This window comes from Pseudomonas canadensis (genome assembly GCF_000503215.1).
GTDB lineage: Bacteria > Pseudomonadota > Gammaproteobacteria > Pseudomonadales > Pseudomonadaceae > Aquipseudomonas > Aquipseudomonas canadensis.
In genome coordinates this window covers 467,232-490,337 of record NZ_KI628539.1, presented here as the reverse complement: position 1 = coordinate 490,337, position 23,106 = coordinate 467,232, and the positions used below count along the sequence as shown (strand labels likewise).

The window sequence follows — 23,106 nt, the reverse complement described above, 5'->3', positions numbered from 1 at the left end:
GGACACTCTTCATGGCTCGCCCCGCTTACCGCCTGTTGCATCATTCGCTGTGGGACCTGATCCCCATTGCCCTGGGCCTGGCGCATTTCGCCTTTGTCATCTGGCTGGTCACCGCGTTCCACAGCCTGAGCTGGTGGGCGCTCGTGCCCCTGGCGCTGGTCTATGCGATCAGCCTGTCGTGGAGCATCAACAGCATCTCCCACAACCAGATCCACAACGCCTACTTCAGCCATCGTGCGATGAACCGGGCGTTCGATTTGCTGCTGTCAGTGACCATCGGCTTTTCCCAGACGCTCTACCGCGACATCCATAACCGCCATCACCGTGGCAACGCGGACCTGCCGGGCCCGGACGGTAAAACCATCGACCCGCTGTCGATCTACCAGCGCGGCCACTATGGCCAGCCGGAAAACCCGTGGGCTTACACTTTCCTGAGTTTTTTCCGCGACGATCCCAAGCCGTTCTACGACGAGATGAAGCGCAAGCGCCCGGCGGATGCGCGCTGGGTCAAGGTCGAGATCGGCATGACGGTGGCGTTCTATATCGCCCTGGCCTTCTACAACTGGCAGGCGGTGCTGTGGCTGTTGCCGTTCTGGTACCTGGGCCAGTGCCTGTCATCGCTCAACGGCTACTACGAACATTTCGGCGGCAACCCGGACCTGCCGATTGCCTGGGGGGTGAGCTCCTACAGCGTGCTGTACAACCTGATCTGGATGAACAACGGCTACCACGCCGAGCACCACTACCGGCCCAAGATGCACTGGACCAAGGTAAAGGCGTTTCATCGGGAAATTGCCGAGCAACAGCGTGCGGCAGGGGTGAGGCAGCTTCCAGTGTCACACGGGTTGGGCTTTCTGGTGGCGCACAGAAAACCCTGACTCGCCACTAACCCCTGTGGTGAGCAGGCTTGCCCTGCGCGAGGCAAGCTCGCTCACCACAAAAATCAAACCAGGCCAACGTGATCAGTTTTCTTCGCCTTCGGCCAGCAGGGCGATGCCGGCGATAATCACCGCCACCCCCACCCAGTGCAGCGGGCTGATATGTTCCCCCAGCCCCAGCCACGACCCCAGCAACACCACCACAAACACCAGTGAACTCAGCGGAAACGCCAGGGACAGGCTACTGCGCCGCAGGATCAGCATCCACACGAAAAACGCGCCGATGTAGCTGGCGATAGCCGCCAGAATCCCAGGGTTACGCGCCACGTCCGCCAGCCACTGCCAGCTCAAATCCATCTGCCCCAGTTGATCCCCGGCCACTTTGGTAAACAGTTGGCCGGCGCTTTCGGTACAGATCAACAAGGCCCACAGCATCACCGTGCCGAGGCGCCCGTGCAACCATCCGTTATTCATAATCTGCGTACTCATGCCTGACTCCCCGCAATCGCTACCAACATCACGCCTAAAGTAATCACCAGCGTGCCCAACCAACGGCGGCGGCTGACGGTTTCGCCCAGCACCACCTTGCCCGCCAGCACCACGCCGCAATAGGCCAGCGCGGCAGCCGGAAACAGTAGGCTCAACGGCGCACGGGACAATGCTTCGAGCCACACGAAGAACTCGACGGCATAGGCGCCGATCCCGGCCCACAACAACGGCGCATTGAACACCTGGCCCCAGAACGCATTCAGGCGAAAACCGCCGTCCAGTTCAGGCAAACGGTCGAGGCCGATCTTGAAACACAACTGGCCGATCACATCGAGCACGATGGAAAACGCCACCAGCAACACCACGGTCAACGTCACGGGAACAGCTCCTCAAACAGATCTATCAGGGCTTCATTGGTGGCGGCGTTGCGCTGCAGATCTTCGGCGCTCCAGCGCTCGGGCGGCGGCTGGTCGGATTTAGCCTCCCAACGCTTGAACGCGTTGCTGAAGGCTGGCGTGGCGAACTCGCCGCACACGTCGATGCCGATGATGCGTTTACGCGCTGCCAAGGCTCGCAAGGCTTGCAGCAGATGGGTTAGGCGCATGCCGCCCTGGTCCCAGTTGGTGGCCGCGTCTTCGCTGGCGAGCACGTCTTTGTCGATAGTGATCCAGATCGCTTCGGTGGGCAGGCTGGTGATCATCTGCTCCAGGAAGGCCGCCCAGTCCAGCTCGGCCAGGTTGCGCCAATACAGGTGGTTTTCCTGCTGCTGGTGACCGGCGCCATCCCCTACCCGGCCCCAGACTTTCGACGGCGGATGCTGCCAGGGAAACAACTGCAAGTGCCCGCGCTTGAGAGCGCCGAGGTTACCGCCGCGCAGTTGCGGGTTGTGCAGGTCGTCGCTGCACGGGCCGAGGGTGACGATGCGCTTGATCGCCGGTATCTTTAGCGCGCGGTTGACCCACGAACCACAGTGGCGCTTGGGCGCAAAGCGTACCCAGTCGGGGTGGTTGTCGAAGTGGATCAGGCTGATGGGCTCTTTCAGATCGGCGAGAAAGGCCGGGGTGAGGTGATGATAGTCGCCGGAGCCGACAAACAGGATTTCCGGCCGCGCATCGGTGGGCCGGGGCCGTTGGGCCAGGCGTTCGGCGAAGCGTTTCCAGGTTTTTTCGGTGGACCACAGGCGCAGCTTGGGGCCCAGGTCCAGCAGGTCGATACGCGTGGCACGGCCGCTGGCCAGACGCCGGGCAATCGGTGCCTGGCCGGTGAGGCTGTGGTCGAGGTCAAGAATGTTCAAGGCAGTGTCCCCTAAGGCTTTAGGGGGTCAATGCAAGGGACGGGCCAGCACAACTCTTGAAGACGGTGACTGACCAATGTGGGAGCGTGATCGGCTTTAGTTTTTCGCTTCGTTGATGATCTGGCGGATCGCCCCTACAAAGGCTTCCGCCGGCTGACCGCCGCTGACGGCGTACTGATCGTTGAACACGATGGTCGGCACCGAGGTCACGCCACGGGAGATCCACAGCTGCTCTTGCTCGCGTACTTCAGCGGCGTATTCATCGGAGGCGAGAATCTCCGCCGCACGCTGGATATCCAGGCCGACGCTTTCGGCGATGATCGCCAGGGTGGCATGGTCGGACGGGTCCTGCCCATCGGTGAAGTAAGCCTTGAACAGCGCTTCCTTGAGGTTGTACTGCAAGCCTTCCAGACCGGCCCAATGCAGCAGGCGGTGTGCGTCGAAGGTGTTGTAGATGCGGCTCTGGCCATCGGTGCGAAAGGCAAAGCCCAGCTCGGCGCCCATGTCGCGGATGCGCGCACGGTTGGCCTGGGATTCTTCAGCGGTGGAGCCGTATTTCTCGGTGATGTGCTCGACGATGTTCTGACCGATGGCAGGCATGTTCGGGTTCAGTTCGAACGGTTGAAAATGGATCTCGGCCTGCACCTCGGCGCCAAGCTGGTCGAGGGCTTCGGTCAGGCCGCGCAGGCCGATGATGCACCAGGGGCAGGACACGTCGCTGACGAAATCGATTTTCAGGGGAGTACTCATGACAGGCAACCTCGCAGGCGCAAATGGGCCACAAAGGTTGCACGATACACCAATGTCACAACACCTTCGAAGGCTCGCCCGGGTCAATCTGCGCCCAGTGCGCCGTGTCTTCACGATGGGCTTGCAGGTACGGCAGCACGGCCGTCAACAGCGGCGCCTTGAACGCTTCCTGGAAACGATGGGCCATGCCGGGGATCAGTTTCAACTGGCTGCCCTGGATATGCGCCGCCAAGTGTACGCCGTGCATGACCGGCAACAGCGGGTCGGCGGTGCCGTGCACCACCAGAGTTGGCACGCGCAGTTGGTTGAGCAAGGGCACACGGCTGGGTTCGGCGAGGATCGCCATGATCTGGCGCTTCACGCCGTCCGGGTTGAAGGCGCGGTCGTAGGACAGCGCCGCCTGGTGCAACAGCGCCTGGCGATCATCCGTCACATTCGGGCTGCCCAGGGCCGCCAGCAAATCGGCTTGCTGCTCCAGGGCCACTTCACGGTTCGGTGCGCTGCGCCGTGACAGCAGTTGTACCAACGCCGCATTCGGCGCCGGCAAGCCTTCGGCACCGGAGCTGGTCATGATCAGCGTAAGGCTCTCGACCCGCTGCGGCGCCATCGCCGCCAGGTGCTGGGCGATCATGCCGCCCATGCTCGCGCCCAGCACGTGAAATTGCTGGATCTGCAACGCGTCCATCAAGCCGATGGCGTCGTCGGCCATGTCGGTCAGCGTGTAGGGCGCCGCCACCGGCAGGCCGAGCTTGTAGCGCAGCACTTCAAAAGTCAGGTTGGCGTTGGCAGGCGCCTGGCGCCAGGTGGACAGGCCGACGTCACGGTTGTCGTAACGGATCACCCGGAAACCCTGTTGGCACAGGGCGACCACCACTTCATCCGGCCAGTGGATCAATTGCCCGCCCAGGCCCATCACCAGCAGCAACGCAGGATCAGACGCACGGCCGATGCTCTGGTAGGCAATGCTTACCTGAGCCAGGTCGACCGTTTGGGTCGGGACATTGACGTCACATCGAGAAGCCGCAAAGGACGGCAGGCCGAACAACAGAGCGGCCAGTAAAAACAACACGCGCATGAAAAACACCGAAACGCAGAACCCCAGTAGAGCGCGAGTCTGATGAAGTTTGTTCAAGCGCGCTGCCACAGTTGCATGACAGTTTGATGAAGAGTGCTCAGCGGTCATTGTCGACCTCCTTATCGACAGGCATGCCAACATGAGACAAACTCACGCCATTCGAATCCGTCACAAATTGTATTCATGGAGAGCCCGTGCTCGAGATCCGTCACCTCAAGACCCTGCACGCCCTGCGCGAAGCCGACAGCCTGGTCGAAGCCGCCGAGCGCCTGCATTTGACGCAGTCGGCCCTGTCGCACCAGTTCAAAGAGCTGGAAGAGCGCTTGGGCATGCCGTTGTTCGTGCGCAAGACCAAGCCGCTGCGCTTCACCAGTGCCGGCCTGCGCCTGTTGCAACTGGCCGACGCCACCCTGCCGCTGCTGCGCGGCGCCGAGCGCGACATTGCAAGGTTGGCCGGCGGCACTGCCGGGCGTTTGCACATGGCGATCGAATGCCATAGCTGCTTCCAGTGGCTGATGCCGACCATCGACCAGTTCCGCGATGCCTGGCCGGAAGTCGAACTGGACCTGGCCTCCGGTTTCGCCTTCGCCCCGCTACCAGCGCTAGCCCGTGGCGACCTGGACCTGGTGGTGACCTCTGACCCGCTGGAACTGCCAGGCATCACCTATGTACCGCTGTTCACCTACGAAGCCATGCTCGCGGTCGCCAACCAGCATGCGCTGGCGAACAAGGCGTACATCGTGCCGGATGACTTGCTGACCGAAACCCTGATCACCTACCCGGTGGAACGCGACCGCCTGGACATTTTCACCCGCTTTCTCGAACCCGCCGATGTGGAACCGGCTCAGGTGCGCACGTCCGAGCTTTCGGTGATGATGATGCAACTGGTGGCCAGCGGCCGTGGCGTGTGCGGCATGCCCCATTGGGCGCTGCATGAGTACAGCTCGCGTGGCTACGTGAAGGCCAAGCGCCTGGGTGAAAAAGGTTTGTTTGCCACGCTATATGCGGGAATCCGTGCGGACATGCTGGATGCGCCCTACATGCGTGACTTCCTGCTGACGGCCAAGGACACGTCGTTTTCCACCTTGGATGGGGTCAGCGCGGTGCGCTAAACCGCAACCTCGCGCCACATGTGGATCTTATCGAAGTAATCCACACCGACTCGCACCGCCAGCGGCTCCAGGCCGTACTGGATGAAGCCGCAGCGCTGGTACAGGGCAAACGCGGCTTCATTGCCGGCGGTGACCGTCAGCTGGATCACTTTGAGGCGCGGCTGTGTGCGCGCTTCGTCGAGTGCCGCTTCCACCAACTGACGGCCCAAGCCTTTTTGTTGGTGGTCCGCATTCACGTACATGCCGAACAGGGTCACCTTGTGCCGCGCTTTTTCTCGTGGCTCGAAGGCAAGGCCGACAATGCCGGCCAACTCATCCCCGTCAAACGCACCGAGCAAGCAATCCAACGGGCTGCTCAAGCGTTTTTCCCACCAACCCAGTGGCATCGCCGCACGCTCCGCCACGCTGGAGGTAAAGGCCTGGGGATAGGCGCCATAGGCCTCCAGCATCAACGCCCGATACGCTTCGGCGTCGCCGGCCGCCAGCGTGCGGATGATCATGCCGTCAGCGAGGCGCGGTAAAACGGCAGGATCAGATCGCGTGTCAGCGGGGCCAGTTGCAGGCCGCCGTCACCGGCAGGGTCGATCCAGCGCACTTCTTCAATCTCGGCGGCAGGCGTGACCGCTACATCGATCTGCACCTGGAACAGCTCGGCTTCCACGGTAAAACCCGGCTCGTTGACCGCAGGCGCGGAAAACTTGCCGAGATAGACGGCGGCGCTTGGCTCGATACGCAGGTTCAGTTCTTCGTGCAGCTCACGGGCCAAGGCCTCGGCAGGCTGCTCGCCGGCATCGATCTTGCCGCCAGGTTGCATGAAGGCCTGGGTGCCGCGCTTGCGCACCAGCAGGGTCTGGCCGTCGCTGCCGATCAGGAGGGCGGCGGCGATGCGAATAGTGGAAATGCTCATGAAAGGTTCGCTGTCTCTTCGGGTAGTTTGATGAATATGGTGTATTTCGCGCCCTCCATCGACTCGAACGCAATCAGCTTGTCCACCAACGGCAGGTTCAGCACTTTGCCGGCGTTGAGCAGCAGCATGCCGTTATCGGCGTTGAGATTGCGCGCCAGGACCATGCCGGCTTCCAGTTCACGGGTGGTCAGGGCCTTGACCGAGGGATCACCCAGCGTCACATCACTGAGAAACGCGGCGCAGGCCTGGACAAAGTCTTCGACCAGCTCTGGATCATAGAGGCGCCCGGCGTACTTTCGGATGTACAGCAAAGCCTCGTCGCTGTTCATCTGCCGCTCAAGGATCAGGCCTTTTTGCAGTTCGATAAAGTCCACCGCCAACTTCAGCAGTCGCGAACCGAAGGGTATCGCATCGCCCTTGAGGTGATCGGGAAAACCGCTGCCATCCCAGCGTTCCTGGTGATGACGGATGATCCGCGCCGCGTCCTTCATCGGTTCCAGGGTCATCAGCAGGGATTCGCTCTGGCTCGGATAGCCTCGGTATTGTTCACGGTCACTGCTGTGCAACTTATCGGCGGCGGCAACCAACAGGCTGTCGCTCCAACTGAGCTTGCCGATGTTGTAGAGCGCGGCCGCCATGGTCAGGTCGCGCGTAGCGGCTTCGTCCATGGACTGGGCAGCGCAATAGACGCGGACCAACTCGATCAATTGGCGGTTGGTCTGCTTGTTCTTGGGCAGGCGCAGGTTGGCCAGCAACGAGAAGACTTCAGTGCCTGTCACGTAGCTGCGTTTGAGTTCTTCGTAGGCCAGGTCGAGCATGTCGGCGGTTTGCTGCAACTCGGAGGTGCGCGCCACCACGCGTTTTTCCAGAGTGGCATTCAATACCTTGAGCTGATCGTTCTGCACCCGGGTCAGGCGTTCAAGCCGTTGGTGCTCAAGGGCCTGCTGCAGGATCAACTTGAGTTCGTCGTCATTCCAGGGCTTGCCGATGTAGCGGTGGATCTGCCCTTCGTTGATCGCCTTGATGATCGTCGGCAAGTCGGCATAACCGGTCAGCAGGATGCGGCTGGTGGTGGGGTACAGGCGATGGACTTCGGCCAGTAACTGCGCCCCGTCCATACCCGGCATGCGCGCATCGCTCATGATCAGGTCGACGGGCTGCGCCGCCATGATTTCCAGCGCCTGGGCGCCACTACCGGCCAGCACCACATCAAAGGGCTGGCCGCGCAGCAAGCGGCGCAGGCTGTTGAGGATCGACTCTTCATCGTCGACCAGCAAAACGGTGGGTCTTGTCGCGGTATGTTCATCCATGCCTGCTGCGCCTTCAAATTAAACCAAATCGAGCTAAATTCAACCTCTGTGCCAAGCTGTCTTCCCTTGCTCAACGCGCGGGGTCGATTTGACGCCAACTGGCCCCCGATATCAAGGCCGCTCGACTATGCTGTCACATTAGGCTGTATCCGCCTCAGCAGTGGAATCAGGGAAGGAGTCGTTATGCCGTCGGACCTTTTATCGGTACGGAGCACCCCATGAGTGCGGACTCGGCACGGGCCAACCGGCGCATTCTGATCGTCGATGACACGGCCTCGATCCACCAGGACTTTCGCAAGATCCTCTGCGCCGATCCCAATGGCAAACCGTCGCTGGAGAGCCTGGAAGAAACCCTGTTCGGCACCACCGCCAAAGCGCGCCAGGCCTACGAGCTGGACTCCGCCTACCAGGGCCAGGAAGCCTTGGCCCTAGTGAACAAGGCGCTGGCCGACCAGGCACCGTATGCCCTGGCCTTCATCGACATGCGCATGCCACCTGGCTGGGACGGCCTGCAAACCATCGAACAGTTGTGGGAGGTCGATCCCCGCCTGCAGATCGCGCTGTGCACGGCTTACTCCGATTACTCCTTCGAGGCCATCGAAGCGCGGCTCAAATACAACGACCAACTGCTGATCCTGAAAAAGCCCTTCGATCACCTGGAAATTCGCCAGATGGCCAGCGCCCTGACCTGGAAATGGCAGCTCGCCCAGGACATCGCGCTCAAAGTGATTGGCCTGGAACGAACCATCGAAGAGCGCGTGCAGGAGCTGCTCAAGGTCTCGCACCTGCTCCAGTATGACGCGTTGACAGAACTGCCCAACAGCACGCTGCTCGGCGACCGGCTGACCCAGGCAATTGCCCTGGGCCGACGGCATGACACCCAGTTGGCGGTGGTATTCATCGGGCTGGACCGTTTCAAGCGTATCAACAATGCCTTGGGCTATCCGGTGGGCGACGAGGTGCTCCAGCAGGTCAGCCAAAGCCTGGTGGAGGCAGTGCGTGAATCGGACTCGGTATTTCGCTACGGTTCCGACGAATTCGTGATCCTGCTGCAGGATGTGCAGCATCCCCAACAATCCCAGCACGTTGCTCAAAAAATACTTAATGCCGTCAGCGCTACCCGCCATGTCGCAGGGCATGACCTGAGCATCACCGCCAGCCTGGGCATCAGTATTTACCCCAATGACAGTGGCACGGCGGTGGAGTTGATCAAACACGCCGAAACCGCCATGCACACCAGTAAAGAGCGGGGTTCCGACCGTTTCAGTTTTTACACCGATGACATGAACCACCGCGCCCAGCATCGACAAAACCTGGAAAGCGCGATACGCCAGGCCCTCGAGCGCGAGGAGTTTGTACTGCACTACCAGCCGAAGCTGGACTTGAAATCCGGGCGAATCGTCGGTGCGGAAGCCCTGATTCGCTGGTTCCAGCCGCGCTCGGGCTGGGTCAGCCCGGCCGACTTCATCCCGGTCGCCGAAGACAGTGGCTTGATTGTGCGCCTGACCCAATGGGTACTGCGCCAGGCCTGTGAACAGGCGCAAGCCTGGCGCGCCATGGGGCTGGCGCCGCTGTGCATATCGGTGAACATCTCGGCCATCGACTTTCGCCAGCGGGATTTTGTCGACAATCTTGCCACCCTCCTCAAGCAAACCGGTCTGCCGCCGACACAGTTGGAACTGGAGATCACCGAAAGCGTGCTGATGCAGAATGTCGACGAGACTGTCGATATCCTTAACAGAATCAAGGCGATGGGCGTGCGGCTGGCCCTGGATGATTTCGGTACGGGTTACTCCAGCCTGAGTTATCTGCGCCGTTTTCCCATCGATGTGCTGAAAATCGACCAGTCATTCGTTCACGGCCTGAAGGTCAATAGCCAGGACGAACAACTGATCAGCGCTATCATCGGCATGGGCAAGAGCCTGGACCTGAATATCATCGCCGAAGGCGTGGAAACCGTCGAACAACTGAAATTCCTGCAAACCCAGCTGTGCGAAGAGGGCCAGGGCTATCTGTTCAGCAAGGCCGTGCCGTCGAAGGATTTCGCCCGGTTGCTGCAAGCGGGTAGCGCCACTCTGATGCCCGACCAGTAGCCTTATGCTTGCAAGGAGTGCTCGCTTGAATGAAGTATTGACCTGCCGTTTCGGCGTCGTGTTCATGTTGTGCCTGGGCTTGGGCATGCCTTTGATGGCCGCGCCGTTGGACGAAGCACTGAAACCTCTCCCCGCAGTTCCGATGTTGGACCCGGCCAAGGTTGAGCTGGGGCGCCAGCTGTTCAACGAGCCGCGTCTGTCGGTCAATAACACACTGTCCTGCGCCAGCTGCCATCGTCTGGAATCGGGAGGTGCCGACAACAAGCCATTTTCCATTGGCTTCGATGGCAAGCCCGTGGACATCAACACCCCGTCTGTCTTCAACGCCAGCCTGAACTTCAAACAGTTCTGGAATGGCCGCGTCGATACGCTGGAGGCACAGATCCAACAGGTAGTCATCAGCCCGGTGGAAATGGGCAGCGACTGGAAAACCGTGGTGCAGAACCTTTCCGCCCTGCCCGCCTACCAAGCGGCGTTCCAGCGGGCCTACCCCGATGGCGTCACCGCCGCCAACGTACAAAACGCCCTGGCCACTTATGAACGTACATTGCTGACGCCCAATTCGCGGTTCGACCAGTACCTGCTTGGCAACACCGATATTTTCACGATCCAGGAAAAATACGGCTACCAGCGCTTCAAGGACTATGGCTGCATCGCCTGCCACCAAGGCATCAATATCGGCGGCAATATGTTCCAGAAGTTCGGTGTGATGGGCGACTACTTCAAGGCGCGCGGCAAAACGGTGGAGTCGGACCTGGGCCGCTATCTGCTGACCCAGGACGAAGAAGACCGACATGTGTTCAAGGTACCCAGCCTGCGCAACGTCGCCGCGACCGCGCCGTACTTCCACGATGCCTCGGCCAAGACCCTTGAGGAAGCGGTCGACGTCATGTTCAAGTATCAGTTGGGGCGCAATCCGTCCCAGGAGGACAAGGACCTGATCATCCAGTTTCTCAAGACCCTGAGCGGCGAATGGGCGGGCAAGCCTTTATGAGCATACCGTCATGACCCTTTCCCGCCGCCGTGCCGGCCAAGTGTTGCTGGGCTTGATGACCCTGCTGCTGGCGTCCACCCTGGTGTTTCTGTACCTCAAGTCTTCCCGTGACCAGACGGCTACCTATACCCAATCACGGGACCTGATCCGCCAGCTCCAGCAGCTCAATGCCCAATGGGACAGTGAAGTACTCAAGGCCAGGATCGCCCTCACCCACAATTATGACCCCCTGGTGGCACCGTTGCAGGAAATGACCCGGATCTGGGCCGATCTGGAAAACCGCGACTTCTACCACGACCCTGCGGACCTGCCTGGTTGGCAAGCCAATCGGGAAGCTTACCAAGCCGCGATCCAGGAAAAAGCCCGGTTGGTGGACCAGTTCAAATCCCACAACGCCGTGCTGCGCAACTCCCTGGCCTTTCTGCCGACCGCCGAAGATGACATCCAGGCCCAGTTCAATCGCTACGACGATGAAGGCCGCCTGCAACTGCACGATGTCGCCACCGATACCTACGACCTGTTGCTCAGCAGCCTGGAGTTCGCCCAGGTCACCAGCGACGACCGCGCCGCCGATATCCTGGTGGGCCTGGGCAAATTGGCGATCAACAAGGAGCGCCTGCCCCCTGAGTTTCAGGGGCCTGTCGAGATCCTCAGCAACCATATTTCGCTGATCCTGCGCGAGCAGCCGGTGGTCAACGGCCTGCTCGACCGGATTGCCGCCGTGCCGGTCGCCGAGCGTCTGGACGACTTGACGACCCACCTCAACCAGGATCAGCAAGCCGCCGACCTTGTCGATCACCAATACCATCGCTACCTGCTGATTTTCTCCACCCTGCTGGTGGGTTTGCTGCTTTACCTGGCGATGCGCCTGCTGCGCAGTTTCGCCGAGATCAACCGGGTCAACCGTGCCCTGCAAGCGGCGAACGAAACCCTGGAGCAACGGGTGGAACGCCGCACCCAACAACTCAAGGATGCCCAGAGCGAACTGCTCGACAGTGCTCGCCAGGCGGGCATGGCGGAGATCGCCACCAACGTGCTGCACAATGTGGGCAACGTACTCAACAGCGTGAATATCTCCGCCGATCTGGTCACTCGAAAGCTGCGCAGCAGCAAGGCACTGGGCCTGGGCCGGGCCGTGCAGTTGATCAACGAGCGCCAAGGTGACCTGGGCACCTTCTTCACCGAGGATGAAAAGGGCAAGCTGTTGCCGGGTTACTTGAATCAACTGGTCGACGCCATTGCGCTGGAACAACAAGGCATGACTGATGAACTGGCGCAATTGAGCAAGAGCGTCGACCACATCAAGGACATTGTCGCTACCCAACAACACTATGCCGGTGCCTCCACGCTGAAGGAGCCGGTGCACATCAGCGCCCTGATGGACGATGCCTTGCGCATGAACGCAGGGGCGCTGAGCCGGCACAACGTCACGGTGGTAAAACACTATGCCCAGGTGCCGGAAATCCTGGCGGATAAACACCGGTTGCTGCTGATCATGGTCAACCTGATCAGCAATGCCAAGTACGCGATGTCCAACCTCGTCGACCGGCCGCGGCAAATGACGCTTACGGTCCAACCACGCGATGACGCAACCTTGCAAATCAGCGTGAAAGACGACGGCGAAGGCATACCGGCGGAAAACATGACCCGGATCTTCACCCACGGCTTTACCACCCGCAAGGAAGGCCACGGCTTCGGCCTGCACAGTTGCGCCCTCGCAGCGGTGGAAATGAATGGCCAACTGACCGCCCATAGCGACGGACCGGGCCTGGGCGCCATGTTTACCTTGACTATCCCTATGGTCCTTGCCGGAAACCCCACATGAACCAATCTCCTAACCGGCGTCTATTACTGATCGACGACACACCGTCGATTCACGATGATTTTCGCAAGATCCTGATGCCTGTCGTTGAAACCAACCAGGCGCTGGACGCTATGGAGTCAGCGCTGTTCGGCGACACGACAAAAGCCCGGGCCCCGGTGTTCGAACTGCATTCGGCCTATGGCGGAGAAGAAGGCCTGCAGTTGCTCGTCACGGCCATGGAGCGCAAACAGCCGTATGCCCTGGCCTTTGTCGACATGCGCATGCCCCAAGGCTGGGACGGCGCGAAAACCATAGAAGAACTGTGGAAAGTCGCTCCCGACCTGCAAGTGGTGATCTGTACCGCGTACTCGGACTATTCCTGGGAAGACCTGCTGGAGCGGCTGCACGCCCATGATCGGTTGCTGATACTGAAAAAACCCTTCGACAACATCGAAGTCCAGCAGATGGCCAACACCCTGGCCAACAAATGGGACATGGCCCGCCGCGCCTCGCTGCAAACCACCCACCTGGAGCAGTTGGTGGAACAGCGCACCCAAGCGCTGCAAATGGAGATTGACGAACGCAAGCACCTGGAAAGCCAATTGGTCCAGTCGGAGAAACTTGCGTCGCTGGGGCAACTGGCGGCCGGTGTGGCCCATGAGATCAACAACCCGGTGGGGTTTATCTCGTCCAACCTCAGCACCCTGGACGGCTACTTCAACCAGCTGCAACAGATGCTGGATGCCTATCAACGTGCTGAAGCCTTGGTGACGCCACCGGAACAAAGCGAGCAGCTCAAAGCCATGCGCGTCGGGCTGGAACTGGACTTTCTCCAGGAAGACATTCCGGTCCTGATCAAGGAGTCCAAGGAAGGCATTGGTCGCGTGGTGCAGATCGTCAAGGACCTGAAAAACTTCTCGCGGGTGGACAACGAGCAGACCTGGCAATTTGCCAACCTGCAACAGGGCATCGATTCGACATTGAACATCGTCGCCAGCGAACTCAAGTACAAAGCCGATGTAGTCAAACACTACGGCGCATTGCCAGAAATCGAGTGCCTGGCCTCACAGCTCAACCAAGTGGTGATGAATCTGGTGATCAACGCGGCGCAAGCCATGGGGCCAGAGCGCGGCACCATTACCATCAGCACTGGCGTGGACAGCGAGAACGTGTGGTTGGAAGTGGCAGACAACGGCTATGGGATCGCGCCGCAAACCCTGCAGAAAATCTTCGATCCGTTCTTCACCACCAAACCGGTGGGCGAAGGAACGGGGTTGGGGCTTTCGCTCTCTTACGGCATCGTTAAGAAACACCGTGGCGACATCTCCGTCAGCAGCGAGCTGGGCAAAGGGACAACGTTTCGGGTGGTGTTGCCGATTCGGCAAACGGCGGCGTAGGACACGCCGCCGAGTCGCGCTCATGCGTCGGCTTTTTTGGGGCTCGAACCAAACGAAGCGAAACGCTTGTTGAAGCCGGCAATCCGGCCCTCGGCCTGGGTCTTGCGCTGTTGGCCGGTGTAGATCGGGTGCGAAGCACTGGACACGTCCAGCGGGATGTAGGGGTAGGTGTTGCCATCACTGTGCTTGTGGGTGCGGTCGCTGTCGGCAGTAGAGCCGATCAGGAAGAACACGTCGGCGGCGGTGTCGTGAAACAGCACGGTGCGGTAGTCGGGATGGATACCAGCTTTCATAAGGCCTCCGGGGCGTTTGGATGCATTTGATGTGTTATACAGTAACACAAATAGTGCACCCAAACGAGAACCGATTGCAATAAGAATAGGCCGGCAGCTTCTATGCGGCTTCCTGGAAGTCCATTTCCGGTGGCTGTCGGGAGAAGCCACGCGTGAGCACGCTCAGGTAAACCAGGCCGATCGCCAACCACACCAGGCCCAGGTAGATCGCCAAGTGATCGAGGCTGACCATCAGCCACAGGTCCGCCAGCAGGCCGATGAACGGGAACACCAGGAACAGGATCAATTCGCGCACGCCACGCTGCTTGGCGCCGATCCAGTAGTGGAAGATCACCGAAAGGTTGACCAGGCTAAACGCCAGGAATGCGCCGAAATTGATGAATGAAGTGGAGGTGGTCACGTCCAGCTTCAACGCCAGCAGCGCCACCACTGCACACAACAGGATGCTGTTGACTGGAGTGCCGAAGCGCGCATGCAGGCTGCCGAAGAACGACTTGGGCAACACACCGTCGCGGCCCATGGCAAACAACAGGCGCGAACCGCTGGCCTGGGCCGACAGCCCCGAGGCGAACTGGCCGACAATCAGGCCAATCAGGAAGATCGACACAAACAAGTCGCCACCGATATTGCGCGCGATTTCATACGCCGCCGAATCCACATTGCTGAACTCGAACGACGGATGGGCCACCTGCACAAAGTAGGACACCGCCACGAAGATCAGCCCGCCAATCAAGGTGATCAACATGATCGCCCGGGGGATGGTGCGACGTGGGTCGCGGGTTTCTTCGGTCAGTGTACTGACCGCGTCAAAGCCCAGGAACGAATAGCAGGCGATGGCCGCGCCGCTCATGATCAATGGCATGTGCATCTGGCCATTGAAGAAGGGGGCGATAGTCCACAGCGGCTTGCTTGCATCACCGCCGATGTAGTGAATGCACAGTGCGACAAAGGCAATCAGCACCAGGAATTGCACCAGCATCAGCAAGGCGTTGATGCCGTTGGCCAGTTTGAGGCCGACGATGTTAATGGCGCTGGTAACCCCGATGAATGCCAGCACCCAAACCCATTGCGGCACCGCCGGGAAGGCTGAGTTCAGGTACGCCGCACCAATCAGCCAGATGGCCATGGGCAAGAACAGATAGTCGAGCAATACCGCCCAACCGGCGATAAAACCGAGCTTGGGGCTGATGGCCTTGCGCACGTAGCTGTAGGCGGAACCGGCCACCGGAAACGCCGAAGCCATGCGCCCGTAGCTCATGGCGGTGAAAAACATCGCCACCAGCGCAGCCAGGTAAGCGGCGGGGACCATGCCCGCGGTGGATTGAGCCAGGATGCCGAAGGTGCCGAGCACAATGATCGGCGTCATATAGGCGATGCCAAACAGCACCACCGCCCCTAACGACAGGGTGCGTTGCAAACGAGCCATGGGTGATTCTCCGCGCAATTATTAGATTTATGGCAGAACTGAAGTCGGTGTTGCACACACTGTTTTTTAGAGTTATTACCGGTGGCGAGGGAGCTTGCTCCCTCGCCACGGGGGCTAGCGTTAAGCTTGTGGGATTAACAGCTCGCGCGCGCCATCGCTGCGCTCAATCACCTCTCCCGGCAATTTCATGCGCTGGTCGTCCAGGTAGCGGTAGTCCGTGCGAGCCGCCGCCAATTGGTCGAGATCCAGCTCAACCGCGAATTGCCCCTCCTCACGCCCCGCTTCAAACAGCAGCGTGCCGAACGGGTCCACCAACGCACTGCCGCCGGCAAACACCAGGTCACCATCGCCCGCTTCCACCCGGTTGACCATCAGCGCAAACGCCTGGTTTTCCTGGGCACGGGCCATGATCGCGGTGCGGTGGGTGGGACCGTACGGGTCCATGTTGCCGTTGGTGACGATCAGCAACTCAGCGCCCAATTGCGCCAGGGCACGGGCGGTTTCCGGGAACTCGATGTCGTAGCAGATCAACAGGCCTACGCGCAGACCGTTCCACATGCAGGTGGGGTAACGGTCACCGGGATTAAAGACGCCTCGTTCCAGCGGCCACAAATGGGTCTTGCGGTACCGTAGGGCGATACCGTCGGGGGTGATCAGCAAAGTGGTGTTGTAAAACTGGCCGCCATCGAGTTCGGCAATGCCAATGACCACGGCGATATCACGTGCACAGGCGGCCTCGATAATGGCCTGCACGGTGGGACCGTCCAGCGGTTCGGCGATGTCGGCGACGGTCTCGGCCGTGGGGAAACCGGTCAGGTGAGTTTCCGGAAATACGATCAGTTGCGTATCGTCGGCGCACGCAGCAATTGCCGCCAAGGCGCGTTCAAGGTTGTAAGCTGTATCGTTATCACGACCGGCCAACTGGGCAAATTCGACCTTCATGGGTATTCCTTGTTCTTTATCTGTGCCGCAGTATGCGCAGCCATAACCCCCCAGGGAATCACGCGGCGGGGGTAACCCGATAGGGGTAGATCGATGACCATGTCGCTGCAAGACATCGCCTGGCACCGTGCGGTAGGGCAAATGATAGACGCGCTGGACCAGCCCAATTTCTGGACCCAACTGGTCCGATTGCTCGACCAGTACGTGCCGTGCGACAGCTGGGTGGCTCTGCTGTTCAGCAGCGAACACCGCCCGTTGGTGTTTGCCGAATGCCCAGGCGCCGACGGAACGCCGGACCAACTGTTCCAGGACTACCTCAACGGCCTGTACCTGCTCGACCCCTTCTACATCGCCAGCCGCGAACATGCGCGCACGGGGCTTTTGCGCCTGGCCGAAGTCGCGCCCGAGCACTTCGAACTCACCGAGTACTATCAGCGCTACTTCCGCCTGAACGTGGTCGCCGATGAAATCCAATTTAATTGCCATCTGCCGGATGGGCGTACCCTGTGCCTGTCGCTGGGCTCGAAGCAACGCTTCAATCCGCAGCAGATTGCCCTGCTGTCGCTGATTCAACCCTGGGTACTGAGCCTGCTGCGCCAACGCCTGCCCCATGAACTCAAGCAGGTCAGCACGCCGCAGCCGATCCAGAATGATGACTGGGGCGCGCAACTCACTGCCCGCGAACTGGATGTGGGCCGCTTGATGCTCAGCGGTTGCTCCAGCAAGGAAATCGCTCGTAAGCTGCAAATCTCTGTTGAAACCGTGAAAGTCCATAAGAAACACATCTACAGCAAGCTAGGGATCAAATCCCAGTCAGAGCTGTTCTCGATCTTTCTACAGGCGCAAAACGCCTAGCCGATGAGTCCGAACCAAGGAAAACCGTATGAGCCTGTCGTTACTAAGCCGTTACGCCTTCTTTGCCGTGTGCGTCATTTTCACCCTCGCAAGCCTTCCCTTTATCGAACATGAATGGCTGTGGCCGATCACCGTGGTTACGGGTGTGCTGAGCCTGATCGGTATCTTCGACCTGCTGCAAAGCCCCCACGCCGTGCGCCGCAACTACCCGATCCTGGGCAATATCCGTTACCTGGTGGAAGCCATCCGCCCGGAAATCCGCCAGTACCTGCTGGAGTCCGACAGCGACGCCCTGCCCTTCTCCCGGGCCCAGCGTTCACTGGTGTATTCGCGCGCCAAGAATGAAACCGCCGACAAACCCTTCGGCACCCTGATCGACGTGTACCAATCGGGCTTCGAATTTATCGGCCACTCCATGCGCCCGGCGCCGTTGAGCGACCCCAGCGCATTTCGCGTGATGGTCGGCGGCCCACAATGCACGCAGCCGTACTCGGCATCGGTGTTCAATATCTCGGCGATGAGCTTTGGCTCGTTGAGCGCCAACGCGATTCGCGCGTTGAACCAAGGCGCCAAACTGGGCAACTTCGCCCACGACACCGGCGAAGGCAGTATCAGCCCCTACCACCGCGAAAACGGCGGCGACCTGACCTGGGAATTGGGCAGCGGCTACTTCGGCTGCCGCACCAGCGACGGCCGTTTTGACCCGGAACGTTTCGCCGTGCAGGCGCAGAACCCGCAAGTGCGCATGATCGAAATCAAGATGAGCCAGGGTGCCAAACCCGGCCATGGCGGGATTTTGCCCAAGCACAAGGTCACCCAGGAAATCGCCGATACACGCGGCATTATGATGGGCGAAGATTGCATCTCGCCGTCACGCCACAGCGCGTTTTCTACGCCGCTGGAACTGATGCAGTTCATCGCGCAACTGCGTGAGCTGTCCGGCGGCAAACCGGTGGGCTTCAAGTTCTGCCTGGGTCACCCATGGGAGTTCATGGGCATCGCCAAGGCCATGCTCGAAACCGGCATCCTCCCGGACTTTATCGTGGTCGACGGCAAGGAAGGCGGCACCGGTGCAGCGCCCGTGGAGTTTACCGACCATATCGGCGTGCCACTGCGCGAAGGCCTGCTGTTTGTGCACAACACCCTGGTGGGCCTGAACCTGCGCGACAAGATCAAGCTCGGCGCCAGCGGCAAGATCGTCAGCGCATTCGATATCGCCAGCGTGCTGGCCATCGGCGCCGACTGGGCCAACTCGGCGCGCGGCTTTATGTTTGCCATCGGCTGCATTCAATCCCAGAGCTGCCACACCAATAAATGCCCGACCGGCGTCGCGACCCAAGACCCACTGCGCCAACGCGCCCTGGTGGTGCCGGACAAAGCCCAGCGCGTGTTCAACTTCCACCGCAACACACTCAAGGCCTTGGCGGAAATGCTCGCCGCCGCCGGTCTCGATCATCCATCGCAGTTATCGGCCAAACACTTGGTACGGCGCATGTCGGCAACCGAGATCAAGCTGTTTTCGCAACTGCATGTGTTCCTCAAACCCGGTGAGTTGCTGACCGGTGAAGTGAACGGTGAGTTTTACTCGCGCATGTGGCAGATGGCGCGAGCCGATAGTTTTGAACCCCATGAAGTGGCTGCCGCCTGAGGGAGCATTACCGTGTTGAAAGTCATCGCCGAAGATTTCATCAAGCCCGAACACCTGGAAACGGTGCGCCCCTGGTACGCAGAACTGGTGGAAAAAACCCGCCAGGAACCGCTGTGCATCGCCTACGATCTGTTTGTTGACCAAAAAGACCCGGGGCATTTTATCTTTGTCGAGCAATGGCCTGACCAGGCCGCACTCGATGTCCACTGCCAGACCGAACACTTCACCCGCCTGGTTCCGCAGATCAATGCGTATGAAGCCAAGCCGTGTAGGGTATTGTTGATGGATGCGTTTTAAACAATTTTTCCCCCGCTGAACCGGACCACCGACGGCATTGTTGAAACAAGGAGATTCACATGCCGCTACTCGACTTCGCCGCCATCGCTGGGCAACTGCCCGCCACGTGGAAATCAACGCGCCTGGGCCAGGTCGGCCCGGCGCGGATCAAGGTGTTGCGCATGGATGAGCAGGCCTACGAAGAAGAAACCCACGACTACAACGAAGGTTTGCTGGTGATCAACGGGTGCTTGCGCCTGAGCATTGGTGATGCAGAAATCAGAGTGGGCGCGGGCCAGATGTATCTTGTCGAAGCGGGTATCGCCCATGGCGTACTTGCAGGCAGCCATGGCACTTTGGTTATCCTGGATGTATAGAGACATTCAGTAATACCCAACCTTTGCAATTACTTACAAATACCGCCAACCTGCGCCCGCCCGACGTGCGGCGTACGACAACACCCGCGTTCGCCTGTCATTACTAAACCCTTCGTACAAGAGCCCGCTGCCATGCTGAACGGACGCGACCCACGCATCGATTTTTTTCGGGGCCTGGCGTTGATCTTCATTTTCTGGGATCACGTCCCCCACAACCCCCTCGGCCAGATCACCCTGCGCAACATCGGATTCAGCGATGCGGCGGAGGTGTTTGTGTTCCTCGCCGGTTACGCCGCCGTACTGGCCTACGGCAAGATCCTGCAACGCGACGGCTACTGGATTGCCTCACTGAAAATCCTGCGTCGTACCTGGGTGTTGTACGTGGTGCATATCTTCTTGCTGGCGATGCTGATGGGCATCGTGTTCTTCGCCAATAGCCATGTCGAAACCCGCGACCTTGTCGAGGAGATGGGACTGACGCACTTCGTTACCCATCCGCAACAGGCCCTGACAGATGAGTTGCTGCTGCGCTTCAAGCCCAACCTGATGGACCCGTTGCCGCTGTATATCGTGCTGCTGGCCGGCTTGCCGCTGGTGTTGCCACTGATGCTGCGCACGACCTGGATGGTAGTGGTCGGGTCAGCAACGATTTACCTGTTGGCCCCCTGGATGGGCTGGAACTTAAGGGCCATTGCCGATGGCGTGTGGTACTTCAACCCGGTCACCTGGCAATTTTTGTTTGTGCTGGGCGGCGCGGCGGCTATCCATGCGGGGAAGACACGTCCTGTGGACACCCGCCCGCTCCTGCACCGCCCCCTGTTCGTGGCGGCGGCCCTGTACGTGATGGCTGCGGGGATCCTGACGCTGTCGTGGCGCTGGCCAGAGGTGCATGACGCTTGGATGCCCGCGCAGCTCAGCGACTGGCTCTACCCCATCAGCAAGACTGACCTGTCACCCGTGCGCCTGCTGCACTTCCTCGCGTTGGCCTATGTGACGGCCAAGTTGCTGCCGAGCCGTGCGTGGACCGAAAACGGGTTGGCGCAGCACACCTGTCGCATGGGCCGTTACTCGCTGGAAGTGTTTTGCCTTGGCGTGGTGCTCGCGCCACTCGCGGACATGATCAATGCATTGGCAGGCGATGCATTCGCCATGCAAATACTGACGGCAGTTGCTGGCGCGGCATTGATGGTGATGCTGGCTGCGTGGCTGGAATTCAACAAACGACTGGATCAGTCGCTCAAATTGGCGGCACAGCCGCAGTAGGCAGCATGGCCCGTTGCGCGCAACGGGCCATTCCCAGTATCAGGCCGAACGCGCCGAAGGCGAGGCCAGGTTGGTGGGTTGCAGCTTGAACACGTAGAACAACACCGTCAGCAGCACCAGGAACGCAGGCCCCACATACAGCGCCACTCGGGTATCCGGGAAGTACGCCATCAGGCCAACTACCAGCACCAGGAATGCCAGCGCCAGGTAGGAACTGACCGGGAACAACCACATGCGGTACTTGAGCCCTGCCCGTTCGGCCGGGCTCAGGCCCTTACGGAACTTGAGCTGGGCCAGCAGGATCATCAGCCAGGTCCAGATTGCGCCGAAGGTGGCGATGGACGTCACCCATACGAAGACTTTCTCCGGCACCCAGTAGTTGAGCAACACGCCCAGCAGCAACGCAAAGATCGACAGCAGCAGTGCCTTGCGCGGTACGCCATTGCTCGACGTCTTGGCGAAGGTCGCTGGTGCCTGGCCGTTCTGCGCCAGGCTGTAGAGCATGCGCCCGGTGCTGAAGATGCCGCCGTTGCAGGACGACAGTGCCGCAGTGATCACCACAAAGTTGATGATACCGGCGGCGGTCTTGATGCCCAGGCGCTCGAACGTCATCACGAATGGGCTGCCCTGGGTGCCGATTTCATTCCAGGGATAGATCGACAGAATCACGAACAATGCGCCCACGTAGAACAGCAGGATGCGCCAGAACACCGAGCCGATGGCACTCGGAATGGTCTTCTGCGGGTTCTTCGCTTCACCGGCAGTGAGGCCGATCATCTCTACACCCAGGTAGGCGAACATCACCATTTGCAAAGACATCAACACGCCTTGCACGCCATTGGGCATAAAGCCGCCATGGGCCCACAAGTTGGAAATACCCAGCGCCACGCCATCATTGCCAAAGCCGAACGCAATAATGCCGACGCCGCCGATCACCATCGCAATGATGGTGACGATCTTGATCAGCGCGAACCAGAACTCGAACTCACCAAAGGCCTTGACCGCGATCAGGTTGATGCTGCCCATGCTGATCAGCGCCGCCAGGGCCCAGATCCAGCGCGGCGTGTCGGGGAACCACACGCCCATGTACACGGCCACGGCGGTGATTTCCGCCACGCAGGTCACCAGCCACAGGAACCAATAGTTCCAGCCGGTCAGAAAGCCCGCCAACGGGCCGAGATAGTCTTGGGCGTAACGGCTGAACGAGCCGGCGACGGGGTTGTGCACCGCCATTTCGCCAAGGGCGCGCATGATCACCAGGATCGCCAGGCCGCCAATGATGTAGGAAAGCATGATCGCCGGGCCGGCCATTTCAATGGCCTTGGCCGAGCCCAGGAACAGGCCGACACCGATGCAGGCGCCGAGAGCCATCAGGCGAATATGCCGTTCGCCCAGTTCACGTTTCAGCGGGCCGCCCTGAGCGGTCTCGCCATGGGGCAGGTGGTTGCCAACTGGCATAAGGGTACAACCTCGTCTTGTTATTGGATTGAGCCACTGGGTGCCGGAGGTCATGACGGGTCGGTCATGACGCCTTTACACCGGGCTCGCCTCATGGGCCAGCCCTTCTGGCGGGGCCAGATCAGCGGGAGTGCAGTATAAAAAGCTCAACCCAGGGATTTTCACTCAATAAACGGCAAGATTCAGCGAGAAGTCTCGGCAAAAGCCGCTTTTTCGGAGGAGCTTTACCTGGACAGCGTAGGAATCGTCGCCGATAAACGGGCGCCGAGTATTGCACAGCGAGGGTGCAGCGTCATTGCAACGGCCGCCACGTCTCGCCACCACCCTTGCCACAATGTTGTGTCGAAGAACAGGCGCCTGGCCATGCCCGCTGGTTTCGAGCTGTCGTACATCAGTGCCAGCAAGCCATCCGCCAAATTGCCGCCCTGCAAAAAACCACCGTACTGACGGGCTGCGTTCACGTGG

23 protein-coding genes are annotated in these 23,106 nt (G+C 60.1%); 11 read left to right on the top strand and 12 right to left on the bottom strand.

Annotated elements, in window-relative coordinates; genetic code table 11:
• The first annotated feature begins 11 nt into the window (after nt 1–11).
• Nucleotides 12–878, top strand: coding sequence for a fatty acid desaturase (locus U367_RS0125005; RefSeq protein ID WP_028619043.1), 867 nt, complete (start codon nt 12–14; stop codon nt 876–878).
• 84 nt (nt 879–962) lie between these two features.
• Here the strand turns inward: U367_RS0125005 and U367_RS0125000 are convergent, their stop codons facing one another.
• The 5 genes from U367_RS0125000 to U367_RS0124980 form a co-directional block, all read right to left on the bottom strand.
• Complete coding sequence (locus U367_RS0125000; protein ID WP_028619042.1) at nt 963–1,367, bottom strand: EamA family transporter; 405 nt, start codon at nt 1,365–1,367, stop codon at nt 963–965.
• Nucleotides 1,364–1,744 (bottom strand): DMT family transporter, encoded by a 381-nt coding sequence (locus U367_RS0124995; RefSeq protein ID WP_016977488.1) that lies wholly within the window; start codon nt 1,742–1,744, stop codon nt 1,364–1,366. The genes U367_RS0125000 and U367_RS0124995 overlap by 4 nt, the downstream gene beginning before the upstream one ends.
• Entirely contained in the window at nt 1,741–2,661 is a 921-nt protein-coding gene (locus U367_RS0124990) for an arginase family protein (protein WP_028619041.1), read from the bottom strand. Before U367_RS0124990 ends, U367_RS0124995 begins: the two co-directional genes overlap by 4 nt.
• 96 nt (nt 2,662–2,757) lie before the next feature.
• A complete protein-coding gene (locus U367_RS0124985) occupies nt 2,758–3,411 on the bottom strand; it encodes a DsbA family oxidoreductase (protein WP_028619040.1) in 654 nt (217 codons plus the stop codon).
• 55 nt (nt 3,412–3,466) lie between these two features.
• Nucleotides 3,467–4,486, bottom strand: a complete 1,020-nt coding sequence (locus U367_RS0124980; protein ID WP_028619039.1) for an alpha/beta fold hydrolase — start codon at nt 4,484–4,486, stop codon at nt 3,467–3,469.
• A 194-nt stretch (nt 4,487–4,680) separates the two neighbouring features.
• On the opposite strand from U367_RS0124980, the gene metR reads away from it, so the two are divergent.
• Nucleotides 4,681–5,598 carry a transcriptional regulator MetR gene (gene metR, locus U367_RS0124975; protein WP_028619038.1) on the top strand — a complete coding sequence of 306 codons (918 nt, stop codon included), beginning with the start codon at nt 4,681–4,683 and terminating at the stop codon, nt 5,596–5,598.
• Here the strand turns inward: metR and U367_RS0124970 are convergent.
• The 3 genes from U367_RS0124970 to U367_RS0124960 are packed head-to-tail and all read right to left on the bottom strand — an operon-like array spanning nt 5,595 to nt 7,815.
• Nucleotides 5,595–6,098, bottom strand: coding sequence for a GNAT family N-acetyltransferase (locus U367_RS0124970; RefSeq protein ID WP_028619037.1), 504 nt, complete (start codon nt 6,096–6,098; stop codon nt 5,595–5,597). The genes metR and U367_RS0124970 overlap by 4 nt on opposite strands.
• Nucleotides 6,095–6,505: an NUDIX hydrolase gene (locus U367_RS0124965; protein WP_028619036.1), complete on the bottom strand. Its 411-nt coding sequence runs from the start codon at nt 6,503–6,505 to the stop codon at nt 6,095–6,097. The genes U367_RS0124970 and U367_RS0124965 overlap by 4 nt, the downstream gene beginning before the upstream one ends.
• Nucleotides 6,502–7,815 carry an HD domain-containing phosphohydrolase gene (locus U367_RS0124960; RefSeq protein ID WP_028619035.1) on the bottom strand — a complete coding sequence of 438 codons (1,314 nt, stop codon included), beginning with the start codon at nt 7,813–7,815 and terminating at the stop codon, nt 6,502–6,504. The genes U367_RS0124965 and U367_RS0124960 overlap by 4 nt, the downstream gene beginning before the upstream one ends.
• Before the next feature lie 218 nt (nt 7,816–8,033).
• On the opposite strand from U367_RS0124960, the gene U367_RS0124955 reads away from it, so the two are divergent.
• The 4 genes from U367_RS0124955 to U367_RS0124940 all read left to right on the top strand — a co-directional run bounded on the left by U367_RS0124955 (nt 8,034) and on the right by U367_RS0124940 (nt 14,103).
• On the top strand, nt 8,034–9,908 hold the full coding sequence (locus U367_RS0124955; RefSeq protein WP_028619034.1) for a putative bifunctional diguanylate cyclase/phosphodiesterase: 1,875 nt from the start codon (nt 8,034–8,036) through the stop codon (nt 9,906–9,908).
• A 64-nt stretch (nt 9,909–9,972) separates the two neighbouring features.
• Nucleotides 9,973–10,902: a cytochrome-c peroxidase gene (locus tag U367_RS0124950; protein WP_372514799.1), complete on the top strand. Its 930-nt coding sequence runs from the start codon at nt 9,973–9,975 to the stop codon at nt 10,900–10,902.
• A 10-nt stretch (nt 10,903–10,912) separates the two neighbouring features.
• Nucleotides 10,913–12,727 (top strand): DAHL domain-containing protein, encoded by a 1,815-nt coding sequence (locus U367_RS0124945; protein ID WP_028619032.1) that lies wholly within the window; start codon nt 10,913–10,915, stop codon nt 12,725–12,727.
• Nucleotides 12,724–14,103, top strand: coding sequence for an ATP-binding protein (locus U367_RS0124940; protein ID WP_028619031.1), 1,380 nt, complete (start codon nt 12,724–12,726; stop codon nt 14,101–14,103). The genes U367_RS0124945 and U367_RS0124940 overlap by 4 nt, the downstream gene beginning before the upstream one ends.
• 20 nt (nt 14,104–14,123) lie before the next feature.
• Here U367_RS0124940 and U367_RS0124935 read toward each other — a convergent pair whose 3' ends face one another.
• The 3 genes from U367_RS0124935 to U367_RS0124925 form a co-directional block, all read right to left on the bottom strand.
• A complete protein-coding gene (locus tag U367_RS0124935; protein ID WP_016970719.1) occupies nt 14,124–14,396 on the bottom strand; it encodes a type B 50S ribosomal protein L31 in 273 nt (90 codons plus the stop codon).
• Nucleotides 14,397–14,496: 100 nt separating this feature from the next.
• Nucleotides 14,497–15,822: an APC family permease gene (locus tag U367_RS0124930; protein ID WP_028619030.1), complete on the bottom strand. Its 1,326-nt coding sequence runs from the start codon at nt 15,820–15,822 to the stop codon at nt 14,497–14,499.
• Between the two features lie 120 nt (nt 15,823–15,942).
• A complete protein-coding gene (locus tag U367_RS0124925) occupies nt 15,943–16,764 on the bottom strand; it encodes a carbon-nitrogen hydrolase family protein (protein WP_028619029.1) in 822 nt (273 codons plus the stop codon).
• 93 nt (nt 16,765–16,857) lie between these two features.
• Here U367_RS0124925 and U367_RS0124920 point away from each other — a divergent pair, with 93 nt between their 5' ends.
• From U367_RS0124920 to U367_RS0124900, 5 genes are all read left to right on the top strand, one after another.
• The gene (locus U367_RS0124920; protein WP_028619028.1) at nt 16,858–17,619 is read left to right on the top strand and encodes a helix-turn-helix transcriptional regulator; all 762 of its coding nucleotides are present in this window, start codon (nt 16,858–16,860) and stop codon (nt 17,617–17,619) included.
• 28 nt (nt 17,620–17,647) lie between these two features.
• Entirely contained in the window at nt 17,648–19,267 is a 1,620-nt protein-coding gene (locus U367_RS0124915; protein WP_028619027.1) for an FMN-binding glutamate synthase family protein, read from the top strand.
• 12 nt (nt 19,268–19,279) lie between these two features.
• Nucleotides 19,280–19,564, top strand: coding sequence for a putative quinol monooxygenase (locus U367_RS0124910; RefSeq protein WP_028619026.1), 285 nt, complete (start codon nt 19,280–19,282; stop codon nt 19,562–19,564).
• A 59-nt stretch (nt 19,565–19,623) separates the two neighbouring features.
• Nucleotides 19,624–19,920 carry a cupin domain-containing protein gene (locus tag U367_RS0124905; RefSeq protein WP_028619025.1) on the top strand — a complete coding sequence of 99 codons (297 nt, stop codon included), beginning with the start codon at nt 19,624–19,626 and terminating at the stop codon, nt 19,918–19,920.
• 132 nt (nt 19,921–20,052) lie between these two features.
• The gene (locus U367_RS0124900; RefSeq protein WP_028619024.1) at nt 20,053–21,183 is read left to right on the top strand and encodes an OpgC family protein; all 1,131 of its coding nucleotides are present in this window, start codon (nt 20,053–20,055) and stop codon (nt 21,181–21,183) included.
• A 39-nt stretch (nt 21,184–21,222) separates the two neighbouring features.
• On the opposite strand, the gene U367_RS0124895 is transcribed toward U367_RS0124900, so the two are convergent.
• Nucleotides 21,223–22,641: an amino acid permease gene (locus U367_RS0124895; RefSeq protein ID WP_028619023.1), complete on the bottom strand. Its 1,419-nt coding sequence runs from the start codon at nt 22,639–22,641 to the stop codon at nt 21,223–21,225.
• Nucleotides 22,642–23,106: the final 465 nt, after the last annotated feature.

Bases quoted from the DNA above. Each gene is read 5' to 3' on its own strand.
- U367_RS0124905 (WP_028619025.1), top strand. From the start codon at position 19,624: ATGCCGCTACTCGACTTCGCCGCCATCGCTGGGCAACTGCCCGCCACG.
- U367_RS0124920 (WP_028619028.1), top strand. From the start codon at position 16,858: ATGACCATGTCGCTGCAAGACATCGCCTGGCACCGTGCGGTAGGGCAA.
- U367_RS0125005 (WP_028619043.1), top strand. From the start codon at position 12: ATGGCTCGCCCCGCTTACCGCCTGTTGCATCATTCGCTGTGGGACCTG.
- U367_RS0124895 (WP_028619023.1), bottom strand. From the start codon at position 22,641: ATGCCAGTTGGCAACCACCTGCCCCATGGCGAGACCGCTCAGGGCGGC.
- U367_RS0124900 (WP_028619024.1), top strand. From the start codon at position 20,053: ATGCTGAACGGACGCGACCCACGCATCGATTTTTTTCGGGGCCTGGCG.
- U367_RS0124925 (WP_028619029.1), bottom strand. From the start codon at position 16,764: ATGAAGGTCGAATTTGCCCAGTTGGCCGGTCGTGATAACGATACAGCT.
- U367_RS0124940 (WP_028619031.1), top strand. From the start codon at position 12,724: ATGAACCAATCTCCTAACCGGCGTCTATTACTGATCGACGACACACCG.
- U367_RS0124970 (WP_028619037.1), bottom strand. From the start codon at position 6,098: ATGATCATCCGCACGCTGGCGGCCGGCGACGCCGAAGCGTATCGGGCG.
- U367_RS0124985 (WP_028619040.1), bottom strand. From the start codon at position 3,411: ATGAGTACTCCCCTGAAAATCGATTTCGTCAGCGACGTGTCCTGCCCC.
- U367_RS0124935 (WP_016970719.1), bottom strand. From the start codon at position 14,396: ATGAAAGCTGGTATCCATCCCGACTACCGCACCGTGCTGTTTCACGAC.
- U367_RS0124955 (WP_028619034.1), top strand. From the start codon at position 8,034: ATGAGTGCGGACTCGGCACGGGCCAACCGGCGCATTCTGATCGTCGAT.
- U367_RS0124915 (WP_028619027.1), top strand. From the start codon at position 17,648: ATGAGCCTGTCGTTACTAAGCCGTTACGCCTTCTTTGCCGTGTGCGTC.
- U367_RS0124965 (WP_028619036.1), bottom strand. From the start codon at position 6,505: ATGAGCATTTCCACTATTCGCATCGCCGCCGCCCTCCTGATCGGCAGC.
- U367_RS0125000 (WP_028619042.1), bottom strand. From the start codon at position 1,367: ATGAGTACGCAGATTATGAATAACGGATGGTTGCACGGGCGCCTCGGC.
- U367_RS0124950 (WP_372514799.1), top strand. From the start codon at position 9,973: ATGTTGTGCCTGGGCTTGGGCATGCCTTTGATGGCCGCGCCGTTGGAC.
- U367_RS0124930 (WP_028619030.1), bottom strand. From the start codon at position 15,822: ATGGCTCGTTTGCAACGCACCCTGTCGTTAGGGGCGGTGGTGCTGTTT.
- U367_RS0124945 (WP_028619032.1), top strand. From the start codon at position 10,913: ATGACCCTTTCCCGCCGCCGTGCCGGCCAAGTGTTGCTGGGCTTGATG.
- U367_RS0124980 (WP_028619039.1), bottom strand. From the start codon at position 4,486: ATGCGCGTGTTGTTTTTACTGGCCGCTCTGTTGTTCGGCCTGCCGTCC.
- U367_RS0124960 (WP_028619035.1), bottom strand. From the start codon at position 7,815: ATGGATGAACATACCGCGACAAGACCCACCGTTTTGCTGGTCGACGAT.